Raw genomic sequence first — 16402 nt, forward strand, 5'->3', positions numbered from 1 at the left:
TGGCTGCCCCCGGCAAAAATCAATCCCGTCTCGCGCCTCAGGCGCCGGCGGGAAGCTCTTCCTTCTTGCGCTCCGCATAGATGTAGAGCGGACGAGCGTCCTTGCCGTTGACGACTTCCTCGCTGATCACGACTTCCTCGACGCCTTCGAGAGACGGGAGGTCGTACATCGTGTCGAGCAGGATCGCTTCCATGATCGAACGCAGGCCGCGAGCACCGGTCTTGCGCTCGATTGCATGCTTGGCGATCGCCTTGAGCGCGTCCTCGTGGAAAGTCAGTTCCACGTCCTCCATCGAGAACAGGCGCTGGTACTGGCGCACCAGAGCGTTCTTGGGAGCGGTCAGGATTTCGATCAGGGCGGGTTCGTCCAGGTCTTCCAGGGTCGCGATCACCGGCAGACGGCCGATGAATTCCGGGATCAGGCCAAACTTGACCAGGTCTTCCGGAGCCACGTCCTTGAGAAGGTCGCCGACGCGACGATCCTGCGGGTCCTTCACCACCGCGCCGAAGCCGATGCCCGAACCTTCGCCGCGCGCCGAGATGATGCGCTCGAGGCCGGCAAACGCGCCGCCGCAGATGAACAGGATGTTGGTCGTGTCCACTTGCAGGAATTCCTGCTGGGGATGCTTGCGGCCGCCCTGGGGCGGAACGGAAGCCACCGTACCTTCCATGATCTTGAGCAGTGCCTGCTGCACGCCCTCGCCCGAAACGTCACGGGTGATCGAGGGATTGTCCGACTTGCGGGAAATCTTGTCGACTTCGTCGATATAGACGATGCCGCGCTGCGCCTTCTCCACGTTGTAGTCGGCGGCCTGCAAGAGCTTGAGGATGATGTTTTCCACGTCCTCGCCGACATAGCCGGCTTCGGTGAGCGTGGTGGCATCGGCCATCGTGAACGGCACATCCAGGATGCGCGCCAGCGTCTGGGCCAGAAGCGTCTTGCCGGTACCGGTCGGACCGATCAGCAGGATGTTGGACTTGGAAAGCTCAACGTCCTGATTCTTGGTCGCGTGGTGCAGGCGCTTGTAGTGGTTGTGGACCGCAACGGACAACACGCGCTTGGCGCGCGCTTGGCCGATCACGTAATCGTCCAGGATCTTGCAGATCTCGGCCGGAGTGGGAACACCGTCCGCCGACTTGACCATCGACGTCTTGTTCTCTTCCCGGATGATGTCCATGCAGAGCTCGACGCATTCATCACAGATGAACACGGTCGGGCCGGCGATCAGTTTACGAACCTCGTGCTGAGACTTGCCGCAGAACGAGCAATACAGCGTGTTCTTCGAGGATTCGCCGTTCGTTGTCTCTTTGGACATCCTGTCACTCCCGGGGGCAGAGCGCCCCCAAAAACCGCGCTAGAGGGTTAGTCTAGCGCATGGCGCTTAAACAAAATGTAAGCCAGACCGACCTTAAAGATCGATCCGGCCCTGCGCAATCACACCATTGTCACAGTTAACGTATGTCGCGAAATGGCGTTAACGGCCAACTCAGACCGCTTCCGGCACTGCGCGCTTCTCGAACACGCTGTCGATGAGGCCGAAGTCCTTGGCTTCTTCGGGGCTCAGGAAACGATCGCGCTCGAGGGCGTTCTCGATCTCTTCATACGTGCGGCCGGTGTGCTTCTCGTAGATTTGATTGAGACGACGCTTGAGGCCTTCGACCTCGCGGGCGTGGATCAGGATATCGGTCACCTGACCCTGGAACCCGCCCGAAGGCTGGTGGACCATGATACGGGAATTGGGCAGCGAGGCCCGCATCCCGGCTTCGCCGGCCTGCAGCAGGAGCGAGCCCATCGAGGCCGCCTGCCCCATGCACAGCGTCGCCACGGGGGGGCGAATGAACTGCATGGTGTCATAGATCGACAGGCCAGCCGTCACCACGCCGCCGGGCGAGTTGATATAGAGGTTGATTTCCTTCTTCGGGTTTTCCGACTCGAGGAACAGAAGCTGCGCCGTGATCAGCGAAGCCATGTTGTCCTCGACCACGCCGGTCACGAAGATGATGCGTTCCTTGAGGAGCCGCGAATAGATGTCGAAGGCGCGTTCGCCCCGGTTGGTCTGCTCGACCACCATGGGAACGAGCGTATTCATATAGGTGTCGACCGGATCTCTCATGGATGCCCTTCTGGTGCCTGGATGACGAATCAGCGCGATTTGGCTGATTGCAGGGGATGGCGCCTTAATGCGCGGTAAAGCGAGACATAGGCAAGACTGGGGCGAGCTTCAATAGAGCTGCCCCCAACGCGCACGCCGTTCCATGTCAGCGGTTAATTCCGCGTTGCCCTGGAGCGGTTCGAGGCACGCCTATTCGGCGAAGACCACCGTAACGCCCTTCTTGCGGAAATAGGACTGCATCAGCTTGCGTCCCTGCCGATTGTTCTGCGCCAGCTTGCCTGGCTCGAACACAGCTTCCTTGACGCCCTCGCGCGCCATGGCTGCCTTCAGAGCAGCTACGTGAACGTCCAGCTCGGCATTGTCATTGCGCAGGGATGTGTAGATATTCTCCGTGGCCTCGGCCAGGGTCAGTTCGCTCATGGCGGCACTCCAGAATTGCTCCGGCCTTCCACTAACGACTTTTCCGCCAAGGGCAAGGCTCGGTTGCATTGCGCCGAGGGCGATATAGTGTCCGAGCTTGCTTCAACCACCGGTCTGCGATGATTTCTTCAACCGACGCCATAGCCCCTGCCCGCCGCGCTTCCGCCAATCCCCGCGATCCGGTCTTCTACCAGAACCCCTACGCCTTCTATGACGGCATTCACGCCACCTCGCCCACCTTCTTCTGGGACAATTATGGTCACTGGTGCTTCGCCGGCTTCAAGGAAGTGAACCAGCTCCTGCGCGACAAGCGTTTCGGCCGCGAAATCCTGCACGTGGCAACCCGCGAGGAACTGGGCTGGCCCGAACGCAAACCGCACGTCGCCGATTTCGACCTGGCCGAGAAGTACTCGCTCCTCAACCTTGAGCCGCCAGCCCATACCCGCCTGCGGACGCTGGTCAATCGCGCCTTCGTCTCCCGGCAGGTGGAACAGCTGCGCCCCCGCATCGCCGCCCTCGCCAATGAACTGATCGATGGCTTCGAAAAGGACGGGCAGGTCGAGCTGATCCACGCCTATGCGGCACCGATCCCAGCCATCGTCATCTCCGAGATGATCGGCGTGCCGACCGAAATGGCCATGCAAGTCGTCGCCTGGTCCAATCGCATGGTGACCATGTACATGTTCGGCGTGACCGAGGACACCGAGCGGGATGCAAACCAGGCCTCTGCCGATTTCATCGCCTATATCCGCACGCTGATCGCCGAACGTCGCGTACGGCCGACCGAAGACCTTCTCACCCACATGATCACGGCCGAGCAGGATGGCCAGAAGCTGACCGATGACGAGATCGTCTCGACGGCGATCCTGCTGCTCAATGCCGGCCACGAGGCCACGGTTCACACGACTGGCAACAGCGTCAAGACGATCATCGAGAGCGGGATCGACCGCAAGGCGATCTTCGCCAGCGACGAGCAGACCGCCGCCACGGTCGAGGAATGCCTGCGCTTCGACGCCCCGCTCCACATGTTCACGCGCTTCGCGCTCTCGGACATCGAGCTCGACAACGGTGTCTCCCTCAGGAAGGGCGACCAGATCGGCCTCATGCTCGGCGCCGCCAACCGCGACCCTGTGCGCTTCGCCAACGCCAACACCTTCGACCCCTTCCGCACCGACGGCCAGAACGTCAGCTTCGGGGCCGGAATCCACTTCTGCATCGGCGCGCCCCTGGCCCGCATCGAGTTGCAGATCTCCCTCAAAACCCTCTTCGATCGCCTTCCCGGCCTGCGCCTCACCAAGGAGCCGAGCTACAACAACGTCTACCACTTCCACGGCCTGGAGGAATTGCAGGTCGCCTGGTAGGTCCTACGAGAAATCTGCGACGAAGGCCGCCATCTCGCCCCGGCTCCCAAGCATCGCTTTGGAGCCGGGAAAGTCCTCAAACAGCTGCAGGTGCGCGGCATGGCAACTAGAGTTGCGGCGTAGACGATACTCCGAGATCCACACGAGCAGTTCGGCGAACCCCTCATCGCTTCCTCCGCCCTGAACACCCCTCTCCCTCACGTTTGCGAGACATTCTTCCTCCGGCAGGTCGAGCCAGATCAGTTGCGTCGCCCGTGGCATGGCAACGCCCGCCAGCCAGCCGTAAACCCCCTCCATGATCCAGTTCTCGTCCCGAAGGCTCGCCTCGCGCACTTCATTTGCGACAACCTGATTGTCCCGGGCCACGCCGTACTGGCCCGGCTCCCAGCGCAGGTCATCGAGATGGATGATCGGCAAGCCCAGCTTCTGACCCAGCGCCCGTGCGAGCGAGGTCTTGCCGCTGCCGCCATTGCCAAAAATCAGTATCCTCTGGCCCACCGCCTGCTCCTCGCCCGATCACGCCGAAGTGAGCGTGACGAGTTCCCAACTCTCAAATATCGATCGCCTCCCTCGGGAGACCACATCATGCAGAGCTACCTGTTCCTCGCCATCGCCATCGTCGCTGAAGTCACCGCTACGAGCGCCCTGCGCGCCTCGGAGAGCTTCACCAGGCTCGGGCCGTCGCTCATTACCGTCGTCGGCTACGCAGTCGCCTTCTACTGTCTCTCGGTGACCCTCAAGACCATGCCCGTCGGCATCGCCTACGCCATCTGGTCGGGCGTCGGGATCGTGCTGATTTCCGCCATCGGCTGGTTCATCTTCGGCCAGAAGCTCGACCTGCCCGCCGTCCTGGGCCTCGCTCTCATCGTGGCGGGCGTATTGGTCGTGAACCTCTACTCCAAGTCCGTCGGCCACTAGCCCCGGAGCAATCCATTCAGCACTGCCGGGATCAGTCCCGGCAGGTCCTCGCTGATCAGACCCGGCCCATCGAACCGCGCGGCCGCGTCTCCGTGCATCCACACGGCGGCGGCCGCCGCCTCCAGCCCGGGCATGCCCTGCGCCAGCAGGCCCGCCACGATACCCGCCAAGACGTCGCCTGATCCTGCCGTCCCCAGCGTCGCTGGCGCGTTGGCGTTGATGAAGGCTCGCCCGTCAGGCGCCGCTATGACGGTATCTGCGCCCTTGAGGATCACGACAGCCCCCGAACGGGCCGCGGCTGCGCGCGCCATCTCGACCTTCGATCCGGTCATCTGACCGAACACCCTGGCGAATTCGCCTGTATGCGGGGTCATGACCACAGGCCGAGCCGGATCGGTCGCGATCAGGCGGAACAACTGCTCGGGATTTTCAGCGAAGCTGGTAAGCGCATCGGCATCGAGAACCGCCGCTGCGCCGCTCTGGAGGATCGTGGCCACGTTCTCGAGCGTAACCTGCCCGACCCCGGCGGCCGGACCGATCACCACCGACCTGGCCTTCGTCTGGCCCAGCACCTGCTCGAGCGCGGCCCATTGTGGTGCTTCCTTGAGCATGATGGAGGTGACGTGGTTTGCGTGGACCAGAAGCGCGTCGCGCGCTCCGGCCAGGCTCACCAGCCCTGCCCCGGCCCGCAGCGCCGCTTCGGCGGCAAGCCGCGACGCTCCGGTCTGCAACGGCCCGCCTGAGATCACCACGCAATGGCCACGCGTATATTTGTGCCCGCCGGGCGCCAGGTGCGGCAACTGCCAGTGCTCGGGCCCGTTCTCCCAGGCCTGTGCCCCAATCGGCGCCAGCACGCTATCGTCGATCCCGATGTCGGCGACGACAATCTCGCCGGCATTTTCCCGACCGGGCAGGAGCAGATGCCCGGGCTTCTTGCGGAAGAACGTAACGGTGAGCGTCGCATTGATCGCCGCGCCACGCACGGCGCCGCTCTCGCCATCGACGCCGCTCGGCACATCGACGCTGATTACCGTCTTGCCGGCGCCATTGACCGCCTCGATGATGGCCTTGAGCTCGCCCTCGACGTCCCTGTCGAGTCCCGCTCCCAGCAGCGCGTCGATCACCATGTCGGCGTCGCGCACCAGTTCAGGGCGAAAACTCTCGATACGGCCGGTCCAGGCGTCGGCATTGGCAGCGGCCTCACTCCGCAGCCGCGAACGGTCGCCATGCATCACCAGGTGCACCGGCCAGCCTTTCTCCTTGAGCTGCCGCGCCACGACGAACCCGTCGCCGCCATTGTTCCCCGGCCCGCACAGAACCAGCACGGGCATCTGGTAGTAGCGTTCGAGAATGGTGCGCGTCACCGCCGAGCCCGCGTTTTCCATCAGGCGCGCATAGCTCAGCCCCGATTCTGCCGTCAGTCGGTCGGCCTGGGACATCTCCGATGGAGTCAAAAGCACTGAATCGCTGGTGTTGCCCATCGCACGCTCCGCCACTCGCATTGCCCCCCACACCTTGTCCCACAAGGCCGGGAGCTTGAAAAGCAAAAGGGCCGCCCCGAAGGACGGCCCTTGCAAGTCAAACCACTGAAATCTTAGTGGTGATGCTCTTCCGGCACGTCGTACTCGTCGTCTGCCTGGATCAGCTTGCCGAGCTCTTCGCCCGACATCTTCTTCTCGGTCTGCTCGGCGAGATCGGCGACGAAATCGACGACCTTGTTCTCGAAGATCGGAGCGCGCAGCGAAGCCAGCGCGGTCGGGTTCTTGCGATAGTAGTCGTAAACCTGCTGTTCCTGGCCGGGGAAGCGACGAACTTCGGCGATCAGGGCCTGCTGGTGCTCGTCATCGGTGACCTCGACCTTGTTCTCGTTGCCGATCTCGGCAACGACCAGGCCCAGGCGCACGCGGCGCTCGGCGATCTTGCGGTACTGTTCCTTGGCGGCTTCCTCGGTCGTGCCCTCGTCTTCGAAGGAACGGCCGTGGTGTTCGACCTCATGGACGACACGCTGCCAGATGGTGTTGAACTCGGCGTCCACGAGCTGCTCGGGAACGTCGAACTTGTGGCCCTCATCGAGCGCGTCCAGGATCTGGCGCTTGACGTGCTGGCGAGCCATGGAGGCGTTGGCCGCATCCATCTGCGACTTGATCGCTTCGCGCAGGGCCGCAACGTTCTCGAGGCCGAGCTTCTTGGCGAACTCGTCGTCCAGCTCACCCTCGCGCGGACCATCCACGTGCAGGATCGTAGTGGCGAACACGGCATCCTTGCCGGCAAGCGACTTCTGGCCGTAGTCGGCCGGGAAAGTCACCTTCACGTCCTTGGTTTCGCCCTTCTTCATGCCGATCAGCTGATCTTCGAAGCCGGGGATGAACTCGCCCGAACCGACGGTCAGGTGAGCATGGTCGGAGGTGCCGCCGTCAAACGGCGTACCGTCGATGGTGCCCACGAACGAGAGACCGAGGTGGTCGCCCGTCTCGACGACGCCGTTCTCGCCCTTGTCCTCAAAGCCCTTGTTCTGGGCGAAGAAGCGATTGAGTTCCTTGTCGACCTCGGCATCGCTGACTTCGACAACCGGCTTTTCGACCTTGATGCCCTTGAAGTCCATCAGCTTGACCGGGGGCAGCACTTCGTAGCTGACGTCGAACGCCAGGTCGGCGCCGCCGTCCAGGATGCGGTTCAGCTCGGCCTGGTCTTCCGGAAGGTCGACCTTGGGCTGGGTGGCGGCGCGCTCGGAGCGCTGATCGAGCGTCTCGGAGACGCCGGCGTTGATGGCCTCTTCGAGCACTTCGGACATGGCGGAACGGCCATAGACCTTCTTGATGTGCGAAACCGGCACCTTGCCCGGGCGGAAGCCCTTGATCACTGCCTTGCCCTTGAGGTCCTCGAGCTTTGCGTCGAGCCGGGACGCCAGGTCCTTGGCCGGAATCACAACGGCCAGCTTGCGCTTGAGGCCTTCGTTGAGGGTTTCTGTGACCTGCATTCGGTTCAATCCCGTATTCATTGATCTCTAGCGGCCGAGGGGGTTCTCGGAGTGTGAGTGGTGCGGGTGAGAGGACTCGAACCTCCACGCCTCGCGGCGCTGGAACCTAAATCCAGTGCGTCTACCAATTCCGCCACACCCGCAAACACGGTGCCCTTGGCCCGGTTTGGGCGCAGGCTCTACCCTATGTTAGGGTGTCAGTCAAAGCCTCATTCCATTGGGTTTGCACAGGCTCGTTGCGAACTCCGCCTAATTTAGGCGCAAACGCCGCCCCAGGCGGAACGCAATCCGCACGTTTCACGCGCACAATGCACAAAAAATAGTCATACGGCGATTTTCTTCGCTCGTGTTGTAGTTGTGCGATCCCTCGCAAGGTCTTGTAAACCTCATGTTTTGCGAGGCACTGGCACAACTGGCACGCCCCCTGCATACGGTTAAGCGGCACCCGACCGGGGGGCCCGGAACGCTGACTGGCGTTCCTTGTTTGCAAGACCGGACGACAAGTTCGACAGGAGACGCCAAGTCTCCGCCGAACCGTCCTCGTGGAGGCGCGCAATGAAGAAAATCGAGGCGATCGTTAAGCCGTTCAAGCTCGACGAAGTCAAAGAGGCGCTGCAGGAAGTTGGCCTGCAAGGCATCACCGTGACCGAGGCCAAGGGCTTCGGCCGCCAGAAAGGCCACACCGAACTTTACCGCGGCGCCGAATACGTCGTGGACTTCCTGCCGAAGGTCAAAGTCGAGGTCGTGTGCCCTGACGATCTGGCGGAGAAGGCCATCGAGGCCATTCGCAACGCCGCCCAGACCGGCCGCATCGGCGATGGCAAGATCTTCGTCTACACGATCGAGCAGGCCATTCGTATCCGCACCGGCGAATTCGGCGACGACGCTCTCTGATCCCTCCCGGATAGAGCGAGCCGCCTACCCCACAAACCACTGGTTCAGACTGAGGAAGAACAATGACCACTGGAAGCGACATCCTTAAGCGCATCAAGGAAGAGAACATCAAATACGTCGACCTGCGCTTCACCGACCTGCGCGGCAAGCTGCAGCACGTCACCATGGACCAGTCGGTCGTGGACGAGGACATGTTCGAGGAAGGCGTCATGTTCGACGGTTCCTCCATCGCCGGCTGGAAGGCCATCAACGAGTCCGACATGGTGCTGATGCCCGATCCGGCCTCGGCTTACCTGGACCCCTTCTTCGGCGCCTCCACCCTCGCTATCAACTGCGACATTCTCGAGCCCAACACCTACCAGCCCTACAACCGCGATCCGCGCTCGATCGCTAAGAAGGCTGAAGCCTACGTCAAGTCGTCGGGCATCGGTGACTCGGTCGTGTTCGGCCCGGAACCCGAGTTCTTCATCTTCGATGACGTCCGTTACTCGAACACCACCTACAAGGTTGGCTTCGAAGTCGATTCCTCGGAACTGCCGACCAACAACGACGCAGTCTACGAGAACGGCAACAACGGCTACCACATCGGCCTCAAGAAGGGCTATTTCCCGGTCCCGCCGCTGGACTCCGCCCAGGACATGCGCGGTGAAATGCTCGAAGCCATGGGCGCCATGGGCGTCGTGATCGAGAAGCACCACCACGAAGTGGCCTCGGCCCAGCACGAACTCGGCATCCGCTTCCAGCCGATGATCAAGTCGGCCGATGACGTGCTCATCTACAAGTACGTCATCCAGCAGGTCGCCAATGCCTATGGCAAGACCGCGACCTTCATGCCGAAGCCGGTTTACGGCGACAACGGTTCGGGCATGCACTGCCACCAGTCGATCTGGAAGGACGGCAAGCCGCTCTTCGCCGGTGACCAGTATGCGGGCCTGTCGCTGGACGCCCTCTACTACATCGGCGGCGTCATCAAGCACGCCAAGGCCATCAACGCCTTCACCAACCCGACCACCAACAGCTACAAGCGCCTGGTCCCGGGCTTCGAGGCTCCGGTTCTGCTGGCCTACTCGGCACGTAACCGTTCGGCCTCCTGCCGTATTCCGTTCGGCCAGTCGCCGAAGGCAAAGCGCGTGGAAGTCCGCTTCCCCGATCCGCTGGCGAACCCCTACCTGGCGTTCACTGCCCTGCTGATGGCCGGCCTCGACGGCATCAAGAACAAGATCCACCCGGGCGACGCCATGGACAAGGATCTCTACGAGCTGCCCAAGGAAGAACTCAAGGAGATCCCGACCGTTTCCGGTTCGCTCCGCGAAGCTCTCGAGAACCTCGACAAGAACCGCGACTTCCTCAAGGTCGGCGGCGTGATGGACGACGACTTCATCGACAGCTACATCGAGCTCAAGATGCAGGAAGTGGTCAAGTTCGAGCACACCCCGCACCCGGTCGAGTACGAGATGTACTACTCCGCCTAAGCGGTTGCGCCAGAATACGAAAAGGGCCCTTCTGGGCCCTTTTTGTTTGCACTTATCTTTCGATCGCGACGGTTTCGAAAAAGGCATCGGGTGTTTCCACCTCCACCAGCCTTTTCCCCTCGATCAGGAGGAACCGCGTGCCGATGTTCCGGACGAAGCTGCGATCGTGCGAAACCAGGACGCACGTCGCCTCGTGCTCAAGGATTTCGGCCTCGAGCCTCTCCTGCCCGACGATGTCGACATGGTTGGTCGGCTCGTCCATCAGGTAGAAGTTTGGCTCCCTGAGGCGAAGCGCCAGCAGACCCAGACGCGCACGCTGCCCGAACGAGAGCTCTGAAATCGGTCGACTTTGCTTTTCGACCGCGAACCCTGCTCCCGCCAGCAATGAAATGGTTCGCTGGTCGCCCAGCCCAAAGCCACCGATATAGTCGGAGGGCGAGCTGCGCACCGGGAGCTGGGAGAGGGCCTGATCCGTATAGCCGAGCCTGACCGATGGGCTCACGCGGATTCCTTCGACACTTCCTGATGTTTCGATTGCCTGGTGAAGCAGGCGTACCAACTGGGTCTTGCCTGTTCCGTTGCGTCCAAGCACCACAAGCCTGTCGCCCTGAAAGATGTGTAGCTTTGGTACCTTGAACAATGGCGCCCCGTCGGGGGGCGAGACGCTCAGGTCCTCTATCGCAATCAACACCTTGGCATGTGTGCCGCTGTTGGCGAGACGGATGTCGCCCGACCGTTCCTTGTGCAGCGAAGTCACTGCACTTTCGATCTTCTCGGCGCGCTCTCGCAATTGCTTGGACTTCTTGGTGAGCAGGTCGCTACCCGAATTGATGCCGATATTGGTGAGCTTTGCCGCCTGCTTGCGCAGCCGCGAGACTTCCTTGAGCTCCCGTTCCTGGCGTGCCTGCGCGGCCGCATCCACCTCCTCGAGCGCCTCGCGCGCCCGCCCATAAGGAAGCGGAAAATACTGCGAAGCCTCAGGACGCAGGAACAGCGTCCTGTTCGTCACGGCGTCGAGAAACGCGCGGTCGTGGCTGGCTATCACCACCGGAATATTCCGCGCCGCCAGGTTGAGCCAGGTCTCAAGCTGGTAGATCTTGGCCAGGTCCAGATGGTTCGTCGGCTCGTCCAGCAGCAGCGCATCCGGCTCGGTCACCCAGACACGGGCGATCAGCATCAGTCGCTGCCAGCCGCCGCTCAAGGCCCGCACAGGTCGCTCGCGCATGTCCTGCGGCGTCTCGAACTCATCGAGCACCACATCCACCCGCCAGGTCTCGTCTTCGCGCTGATGGGGCGGTAGCGCGCGTCGCACAGCCTCGTGGAGGGTGAGGTCGAGCAACGCTTCGGGCACGTCCTGCTCAACGAACCCGACGCGCATGCCGCGCGAACGCACGATTTCGCCCGAGGTTGGTTCGCCCTCGCCCGTCATGCATCTGAGAAGCGAGGTCTTGCCGCGACCGTTGCCGGCGACAAGGCCGACGCGATCGCCCTCGGCGATTACAAAATCAAGTCCGGCGAAAAGCGGATCGGTTGCGGTGATGCTGACATTGCGGAGGCTGATGGAGCCCATTTTTCGTCTTCCCGGTGTGGCGCAGCGCGCCAGAAAATCCCAAAGGCAATTCAGCCAGACAGCCGAACGCCACTAAGGGCAGACCAGGTCGATCACGACGGGAAATGGACGTCAGGAACCGCTTAGGTCAGCCCTGCAAGCAGATGTGCCGCAGGGCGAAGACGGGGCCACGCTGACGGTGGTGCCAAAAAAATAGCTGCACGTAGCCCTCCTTGGGTTCGCGGTTTCGATTGGGGAAAGCTAGCAGAGGATTCGCAGGCTTAGCAAGCCTGGCACAAAACGAAAGGGCCGGCGATCGGATCGCCGGCCCTATAACTCGAGAGGAACCTATTCCTCGGCGACCGGCGCTTCTTCGCCACCGCCCTCGCCTTCCTCGTCCTCGGGTTCGCTGATGCGCTCCACCGACACCACGCGCTCGCCATCGGCAGTATCGAGCACGATCACGCCCTGGCTACCGCGCGAGACGATGCGGATCGGCTTGTCGCCACCCACCGGAATGCGGATGGTCTGGCCGGCATCGGTGATCAGCATGATCTGATCCTCGTCCAGCACCGGGAAGGATGCGACGAGCTCGCCATTCCGCTTGTTGACCGCCATCGCGACGATACCCTTACCGCCGCGCCCGGTGATCCGGTACTCGTGGCTGGAAGTGCGCTTGCCGTAGCCATTCTCGGAAATGGTGAGGATGAACTGCTCGGCCGCGCTCATCGCCGCATAGCGCTCCTGGGAGAGCTCTCCGGCCACGGCTTCCTCGGCATCCTCCGAACCACCCTCCTCCGACTCGCCCTCGCCGCGGACGGCTCGGCTCATCTTGAGGTAGGCCGCACGTTCGTCCGGGCTGGCCTCGAAGTGGTGGAGAATGGCCATCGAGATGATCTTGTCACCCTCGGCCAGCGCGATGCCGCGCACGCCGGTGGAGTCGCGCCCCTTGAAGACGCGAACCTCATCGACCTGGAAGCGGATCGCCTGGCCCTGTGCGGTGGTCAGCAACACGTCGTCGTTGGCCGAACAGGTCGCAACGTCCACGATGCCATCGCCCTCGTCCAGCTTCATGGCGATCTTGCCGTTCTGGCGCACTTCCACGAAATCGGCCAGCGAGTTGCGGCGAACCGTGCCGCGCGTGGTCGAGAACATGATGTCCAGGTTCTGCCAGCTCTCCTCGTCCTCGGGCAGTGGCATGATCGAGGTGATGCGCTCGCCTTGCTCGAGCGGCAGGATATTGATCAGCGCCTTGCCGCGCGCCTGGGGAGCGGCCAGCGGCAGCCTCCAGACCTTGAGCTTGTAGACGATGCCGCGGGAGGTGAAGAACAGCACGGGCGTATGCGTGCTGGTGACGAAGAGGCGCGAGACGAAATCTTCGTCGCGCGTGGCCATGCCCGAGCGCCCCTTCCCGCCGCGATGCTGCGCGCGGTACTGGTTGAGCGGCACGCGCTTGATGTAGCCGCCATGCGTGACGGTCACCACCATGTCTTCGCGTGCGATCAGGTCCTCATCGTCGAGGTCGCCGAAATTCTCTTCGATGACCGTCTTGCGGTCGGTCCCGAACTGCTCGCGGACTTCGACGAGTTCGTCGCGGATGATCTGGCGCACCCGTTCGCGCGAACGCAGGATATCGAGGTACTCGGCAATGTCCTTGCCCAGCCCGTCCAGTTCGTTGCCGATTTCGTCGCGGCCGAGTGCCGTGAGGCGCGAGAGCGTCAGCGCCAGGATGGCGCGGGCCTGCTCGTCCGAGAGCTTGAACGTGCCGTCCTCTTCGATCCGGTGTCGCGGATCGTCGATAAGGGCGATCAACGGCGCCACGTCGCGGGCAGGCCAGTTGCGTACCATCAGCCGCTCACGCGCCGTCGCCGGATCGGGCGCGGCGCGAATAAGAGCGATGACTTCGTCAACGTTGGCCACCGCGACCGCCAGGCCCACCAAGATGTGGGCACGATCGCGCGCCTTGTTGAGCAGGAACTTGGCACGGCGCGTTACCACTTCCTCGCGGAAGGCGATGAAGGCGGACAGGATCGTCTGCACGTTCATCAGCTCGGGCTTGCCACCGTTGAGCGCCACGAAGTTGCAGCCGAACGAGGACTGCAGCGGCGTGTAGCGATAGAGCTGGTTGAGCACCACGTCAGGCAGCGCGTCGCGCTTGATCTCGATCACCACGCGCATGCCGTTGCGATCGGACTCGTCGCGCATGTCGGAGATGCCTTCGACGCGCTTGTCGCGCACCAGTTCGGCGATCTTCTCGATCATCTGCGCCTTGTTCACCTGATAGGGAATCTCGGTGATGATAAGCGCTTCGCGTTCCTTGCGGACCTCTTCGATCGCCACCTTGCCGCGCATGAGCACCGAGCCGCGCCCGGTCTCATAGGCCTGGCGGATGCCCGAGCGCCCGAGGATCAGGCCTGCGGTCGGAAAATCCGGCCCGGGCATGACTTCGAGGATCTGGTCGATCGTCGCGCTGGGGTTGTCCATCATCAGCAGCGTGGCGTCGATGACTTCGCGCAGGTTGTGCGTCGGAATATTGGTGGCCATGCCCACGGCGATGCCGCCGCCGCCATTGACCAGCAGGTTCGGGAACCGTGCGGGCAGGACGACAGGCTCGCGCTCGGAGGCGTCGTAGTTGTCCTTGAAGTTGACGGTATCCTTGTCGAGATCCTCGAGCAGGAAGCCCGTGACCTTCTCCATGCGCACTTCGGTGTAGCGCATGGCGGCCGGATCATCGCCGTCGACCGAACCGAAATTGCCCTGCCCGTCGATGAGCGTGACGCCCATCGAGAAATCCTGCGCCATGCGCACCAGCGACATGTAGACGGCGGCGTCGCCATGCGGGTGATACTTACCGATAACGTCGCCGACCACGCGGGCCGACTTCCTGTAGGGCCGGTTCCACTCGTAGCCCTGCTCGTTCATCGAAAACAGGATGCGCCGGTGCACCGGCTTGAGACCGTCCCGCACGTCCGGCAGCGCGCGGCTCACGATCACGCTCATGGCGTAATCGAGATACGACTTGCGCATTTCGTCGGTGATGGAAACGAGAGCGATATCGGAAGGCGTCGCAGCGCCGTTCGCGTCGTCAGGGATATCTGTCACTGGGCTGATTCGATGTTTGCCAACATGGCCATGATATAGGCGATTCCTGGCCCGGACCCAAATCCGGTTGCTGAGTTGTTAACGCCCGTTAGGCGACCGCTTGCGCGTCGAAGTCGCTGCGCGCCCGCTCGATCTGCTGGTATCGCGCATCCGCCCATTCGACGAGAATGGAGAACGGCCGCAGCAGCGACACGCCGAGTTCTGTCAGCTCGTACTCCACCGCCGGCGGAACCGTCGGGAAAACCGTGCGGGAAACCAGCCCGTCGCGCTGCAGCTCCTTGAGCGTCTGCGTCAGCATCTTCTGGGAAATATCGGGAATTGCTCGCCGAATCTGATTGAAGCGCATCGCCCCTGGCGCTAGTTCTAGCACGATGAGCATGCTCCATTTGTCGCTTATTTTGTCGAGTATGCCGCGCACGGGACAATCAGCCAGTGCGCCGTTGATCCCTGCCTTCCGAAATTGAGTGACCACGGCTTCGAGCCTGGCGGCATCATCTGACATCTGAAACTCCCGGTTACCGCGCGGTGACCTTCCGCGGCGAAAGTGCCTTCTTTCGCCCTGGATACGTCGCCGCTATATCGAAGGCAATCTCTTTTAGAGACCTAGTTTTCAACAGAGAGCGAGCGACTGCCCTGTGCAGCGCTTCCACGAACGGAGACTCCCATGGCAAATTTCGCCAATACAACCCTGCTCGTCACGGGCGCCAGCGGCCATCTCGGGCGCAAGGCCGTCGACCAGCTGCTCGCCCGCGGCGCCCAGAAGATCGTCGCCATGACCCGCAGCCCGGACAAGATCGCGGACCTCGCCGCCAAAGGCGTAGAAGTGCGGGCCGGCAGCTTCGATGATACGGCTTCCCTTGACGCGGCCTTCAAGGGTGTCGACCGCCTGCTTCTCATCAGCACCGACACCGTGGGCATTCCCGGCGGTCGCAAGGCCCAGCACATCCGCGCCATCGACGCGGCAGAGCGAGCCGGCGTCAGCCACATCGTCTATACGAGCCTTACCGCGCCCTACCCGAGCGCCGATCCCGCCAGCGTCATCCCCGACGACCATTTCTGGACCGAGGCGCGCCTCGCCGCGGGAAAGGCAGACTGGTCCTCGCTTCGCAACAATCTCTACGCCGAAGGTATCTTGCAGTCGGCGGGCGCAGCCATCGCCAGCGGCAAGCTTTACCATGCCCAAGGCAAAGCGGGCCGAGCCTCTGTCGCCCATGACGACGCCGCGGCCGCAGCCGCCGGCGCACTCTTGCTGGCAGAAGGCAAGCGCATCTATGACGTCGGCGGCCCCGAGGCGTTGACCCAGGCCGAGGTCGCAGCGCTGCTCAGTGAACTGTCGGGCAAACCCGTGGAGGCTGTCGCCCTCTCTGGCGAAGACTTCCGCGCCGGCCTGCGCGCCGCCGGTGTACCCGAGGCGTTCATCGGTATTGCCGCTCAGTTCGACCTGGACACCGCACAGGGTTACCACGCCATCGTCACCGATGCCGTTGAGGTCCTGACGGGCCGCAAACCGCGTAGCGTGCGCGACGTTCTCCTCGCCAACAGAGCCAAGTTGGCAGCCTGATCGGACGCGGGCCGCCGAAATAGCTGCGGCGGCCC

Annotated in this window: 14 protein-coding genes and 1 tRNA gene; 5 read left to right on the forward strand and 10 right to left on the reverse strand. The window is 62.7% G+C overall.

Annotated elements, in window-relative coordinates:
• Window positions 1-37: 37 nt before the first annotated feature.
• From clpX to FNA67_RS11265, 3 genes are all read right to left on the reverse strand, one after another.
• Window positions 38-1315, reverse strand: coding sequence for an ATP-dependent Clp protease ATP-binding subunit ClpX (clpX, locus tag FNA67_RS11255; protein ID WP_049705200.1), 1278 nt, complete (start codon window positions 1313-1315; stop codon window positions 38-40).
• Between the two features lie 171 nt (window positions 1316-1486).
• On the reverse strand, window positions 1487-2113 hold the full coding sequence (locus FNA67_RS11260) for an ATP-dependent Clp protease proteolytic subunit (RefSeq protein ID WP_049705201.1): 627 nt from the start codon (window positions 2111-2113) through the stop codon (window positions 1487-1489).
• A gap of 189 nt (window positions 2114-2302) precedes the next feature.
• The gene (locus FNA67_RS11265; RefSeq protein WP_049705202.1) at window positions 2303-2533 is read right to left on the reverse strand and encodes a hypothetical protein; all 231 of its coding nucleotides are present in this window, start codon (window positions 2531-2533) and stop codon (window positions 2303-2305) included.
• A 119-nt stretch (window positions 2534-2652) separates the two neighbouring features.
• On the opposite strand from FNA67_RS11265, the gene FNA67_RS11270 reads away from it, so the two are divergent.
• Window positions 2653-3894, forward strand: coding sequence for a cytochrome P450 (locus tag FNA67_RS11270; protein ID WP_147656088.1), 1242 nt, complete (start codon window positions 2653-2655; stop codon window positions 3892-3894).
• 3 nt (window positions 3895-3897) lie between these two features.
• On the opposite strand, the gene FNA67_RS11275 is transcribed toward FNA67_RS11270, so the two are convergent.
• On the reverse strand, window positions 3898-4392 hold the full coding sequence (locus tag FNA67_RS11275; protein WP_049705204.1) for a P-loop NTPase family protein: 495 nt from the start codon (window positions 4390-4392) through the stop codon (window positions 3898-3900).
• An 87-nt stretch (window positions 4393-4479) separates the two neighbouring features.
• Here FNA67_RS11275 and FNA67_RS11280 point away from each other — a divergent pair, with 87 nt between their 5' ends.
• Window positions 4480-4812: an SMR family transporter gene (locus tag FNA67_RS11280; protein WP_049705205.1), complete on the forward strand. Its 333-nt coding sequence runs from the start codon at window positions 4480-4482 to the stop codon at window positions 4810-4812.
• On the opposite strand, the gene FNA67_RS11285 is transcribed toward FNA67_RS11280, so the two are convergent.
• The 3 genes from FNA67_RS11285 to FNA67_RS11295 all read right to left on the reverse strand — a co-directional run bounded on the left by FNA67_RS11285 (window position 4809) and on the right by FNA67_RS11295 (window position 7932).
• On the reverse strand, window positions 4809-6293 hold the full coding sequence (locus tag FNA67_RS11285; protein WP_147656089.1) for an NAD(P)H-hydrate epimerase: 1485 nt from the start codon (window positions 6291-6293) through the stop codon (window positions 4809-4811). The two genes, FNA67_RS11280 and FNA67_RS11285, sit on opposite strands and share 4 nt — an antisense overlap.
• Before the next feature lie 113 nt (window positions 6294-6406).
• Window positions 6407-7789 (reverse strand): trigger factor, encoded by a 1383-nt coding sequence (gene tig, locus FNA67_RS11290; RefSeq protein WP_049705207.1) that lies wholly within the window; start codon window positions 7787-7789, stop codon window positions 6407-6409.
• Between the two features lie 58 nt (window positions 7790-7847).
• Window positions 7848-7932: transfer RNA gene (locus tag FNA67_RS11295), tRNA-Leu, on the reverse strand.
• Between the two features lie 412 nt (window positions 7933-8344).
• Here FNA67_RS11295 and FNA67_RS11300 point away from each other — a divergent pair.
• Window positions 8345-8683, forward strand: coding sequence for a P-II family nitrogen regulator (locus FNA67_RS11300; protein WP_035037599.1), 339 nt, complete (start codon window positions 8345-8347; stop codon window positions 8681-8683).
• 62 nt (window positions 8684-8745) lie between these two features.
• Window positions 8746-10155, forward strand: coding sequence for a type I glutamate--ammonia ligase (glnA, locus tag FNA67_RS11305; protein ID WP_049705208.1), 1410 nt, complete (start codon window positions 8746-8748; stop codon window positions 10153-10155).
• A 52-nt stretch (window positions 10156-10207) separates the two neighbouring features.
• On the opposite strand, the gene FNA67_RS11310 is transcribed toward glnA, so the two are convergent.
• The 3 genes from FNA67_RS11310 to FNA67_RS11320 form a co-directional block, all read right to left on the reverse strand.
• Window positions 10208-11725, reverse strand: coding sequence for an ABC-F family ATP-binding cassette domain-containing protein (locus tag FNA67_RS11310; protein WP_147656090.1), 1518 nt, complete (start codon window positions 11723-11725; stop codon window positions 10208-10210).
• Between the two features lie 327 nt (window positions 11726-12052).
• Window positions 12053-14806, reverse strand: coding sequence for a DNA gyrase subunit A (gene gyrA, locus FNA67_RS11315; RefSeq protein ID WP_147656091.1), 2754 nt, complete (start codon window positions 14804-14806; stop codon window positions 12053-12055).
• An 88-nt stretch (window positions 14807-14894) separates the two neighbouring features.
• A complete protein-coding gene (locus tag FNA67_RS11320) occupies window positions 14895-15308 on the reverse strand; it encodes a winged helix-turn-helix transcriptional regulator (RefSeq protein WP_049705211.1) in 414 nt (137 codons plus the stop codon).
• Window positions 15309-15470: 162 nt separating this feature from the next.
• Between FNA67_RS11320 and FNA67_RS11325 the strand changes: the two genes are divergently transcribed.
• A complete protein-coding gene (locus FNA67_RS11325) occupies window positions 15471-16367 on the forward strand; it encodes an NAD(P)H-binding protein (protein ID WP_147656092.1) in 897 nt (298 codons plus the stop codon).
• Window positions 16368-16402 lie beyond the last annotated feature (35 nt).

The organism is Youhaiella tibetensis (genome assembly GCF_008000755.1).
Taxonomy (GTDB): Bacteria; Pseudomonadota; Alphaproteobacteria; order Rhizobiales; family Devosiaceae; genus Paradevosia; species Paradevosia tibetensis.

What these genes read in the sequence shown, in the direction of transcription:
- glnA (WP_049705208.1), top strand. Translation starts at nt 8,746, where the DNA reads ATGACCACTGGAAGCGACATCCTTAAGCGCATCAAGGAAGAGAACATC.
- FNA67_RS11320 (WP_049705211.1), bottom strand. Translation starts at nt 15,308, where the DNA reads ATGTCAGATGATGCCGCCAGGCTCGAAGCCGTGGTCACTCAATTTCGG.
- tig (WP_049705207.1), bottom strand. Translation starts at nt 7,789, where the DNA reads ATGCAGGTCACAGAAACCCTCAACGAAGGCCTCAAGCGCAAGCTGGCC.
- FNA67_RS11310 (WP_147656090.1), bottom strand. Translation starts at nt 11,725, where the DNA reads ATGGGCTCCATCAGCCTCCGCAATGTCAGCATCACCGCAACCGATCCG.
- FNA67_RS11280 (WP_049705205.1), top strand. Translation starts at nt 4,480, where the DNA reads ATGCAGAGCTACCTGTTCCTCGCCATCGCCATCGTCGCTGAAGTCACC.
- FNA67_RS11260 (WP_049705201.1), bottom strand. Translation starts at nt 2,113, where the DNA reads ATGAGAGATCCGGTCGACACCTATATGAATACGCTCGTTCCCATGGTG.
- FNA67_RS11325 (WP_147656092.1), top strand. Translation starts at nt 15,471, where the DNA reads ATGGCAAATTTCGCCAATACAACCCTGCTCGTCACGGGCGCCAGCGGC.
- FNA67_RS11265 (WP_049705202.1), bottom strand. Translation starts at nt 2,533, where the DNA reads ATGAGCGAACTGACCCTGGCCGAGGCCACGGAGAATATCTACACATCC.
- clpX (WP_049705200.1), bottom strand. Translation starts at nt 1,315, where the DNA reads ATGTCCAAAGAGACAACGAACGGCGAATCCTCGAAGAACACGCTGTAT.
- FNA67_RS11285 (WP_147656089.1), bottom strand. Translation starts at nt 6,293, where the DNA reads ATGGGCAACACCAGCGATTCAGTGCTTTTGACTCCATCGGAGATGTCC.
- FNA67_RS11300 (WP_035037599.1), top strand. Translation starts at nt 8,345, where the DNA reads ATGAAGAAAATCGAGGCGATCGTTAAGCCGTTCAAGCTCGACGAAGTC.
- FNA67_RS11270 (WP_147656088.1), top strand. Translation starts at nt 2,653, where the DNA reads ATGATTTCTTCAACCGACGCCATAGCCCCTGCCCGCCGCGCTTCCGCC.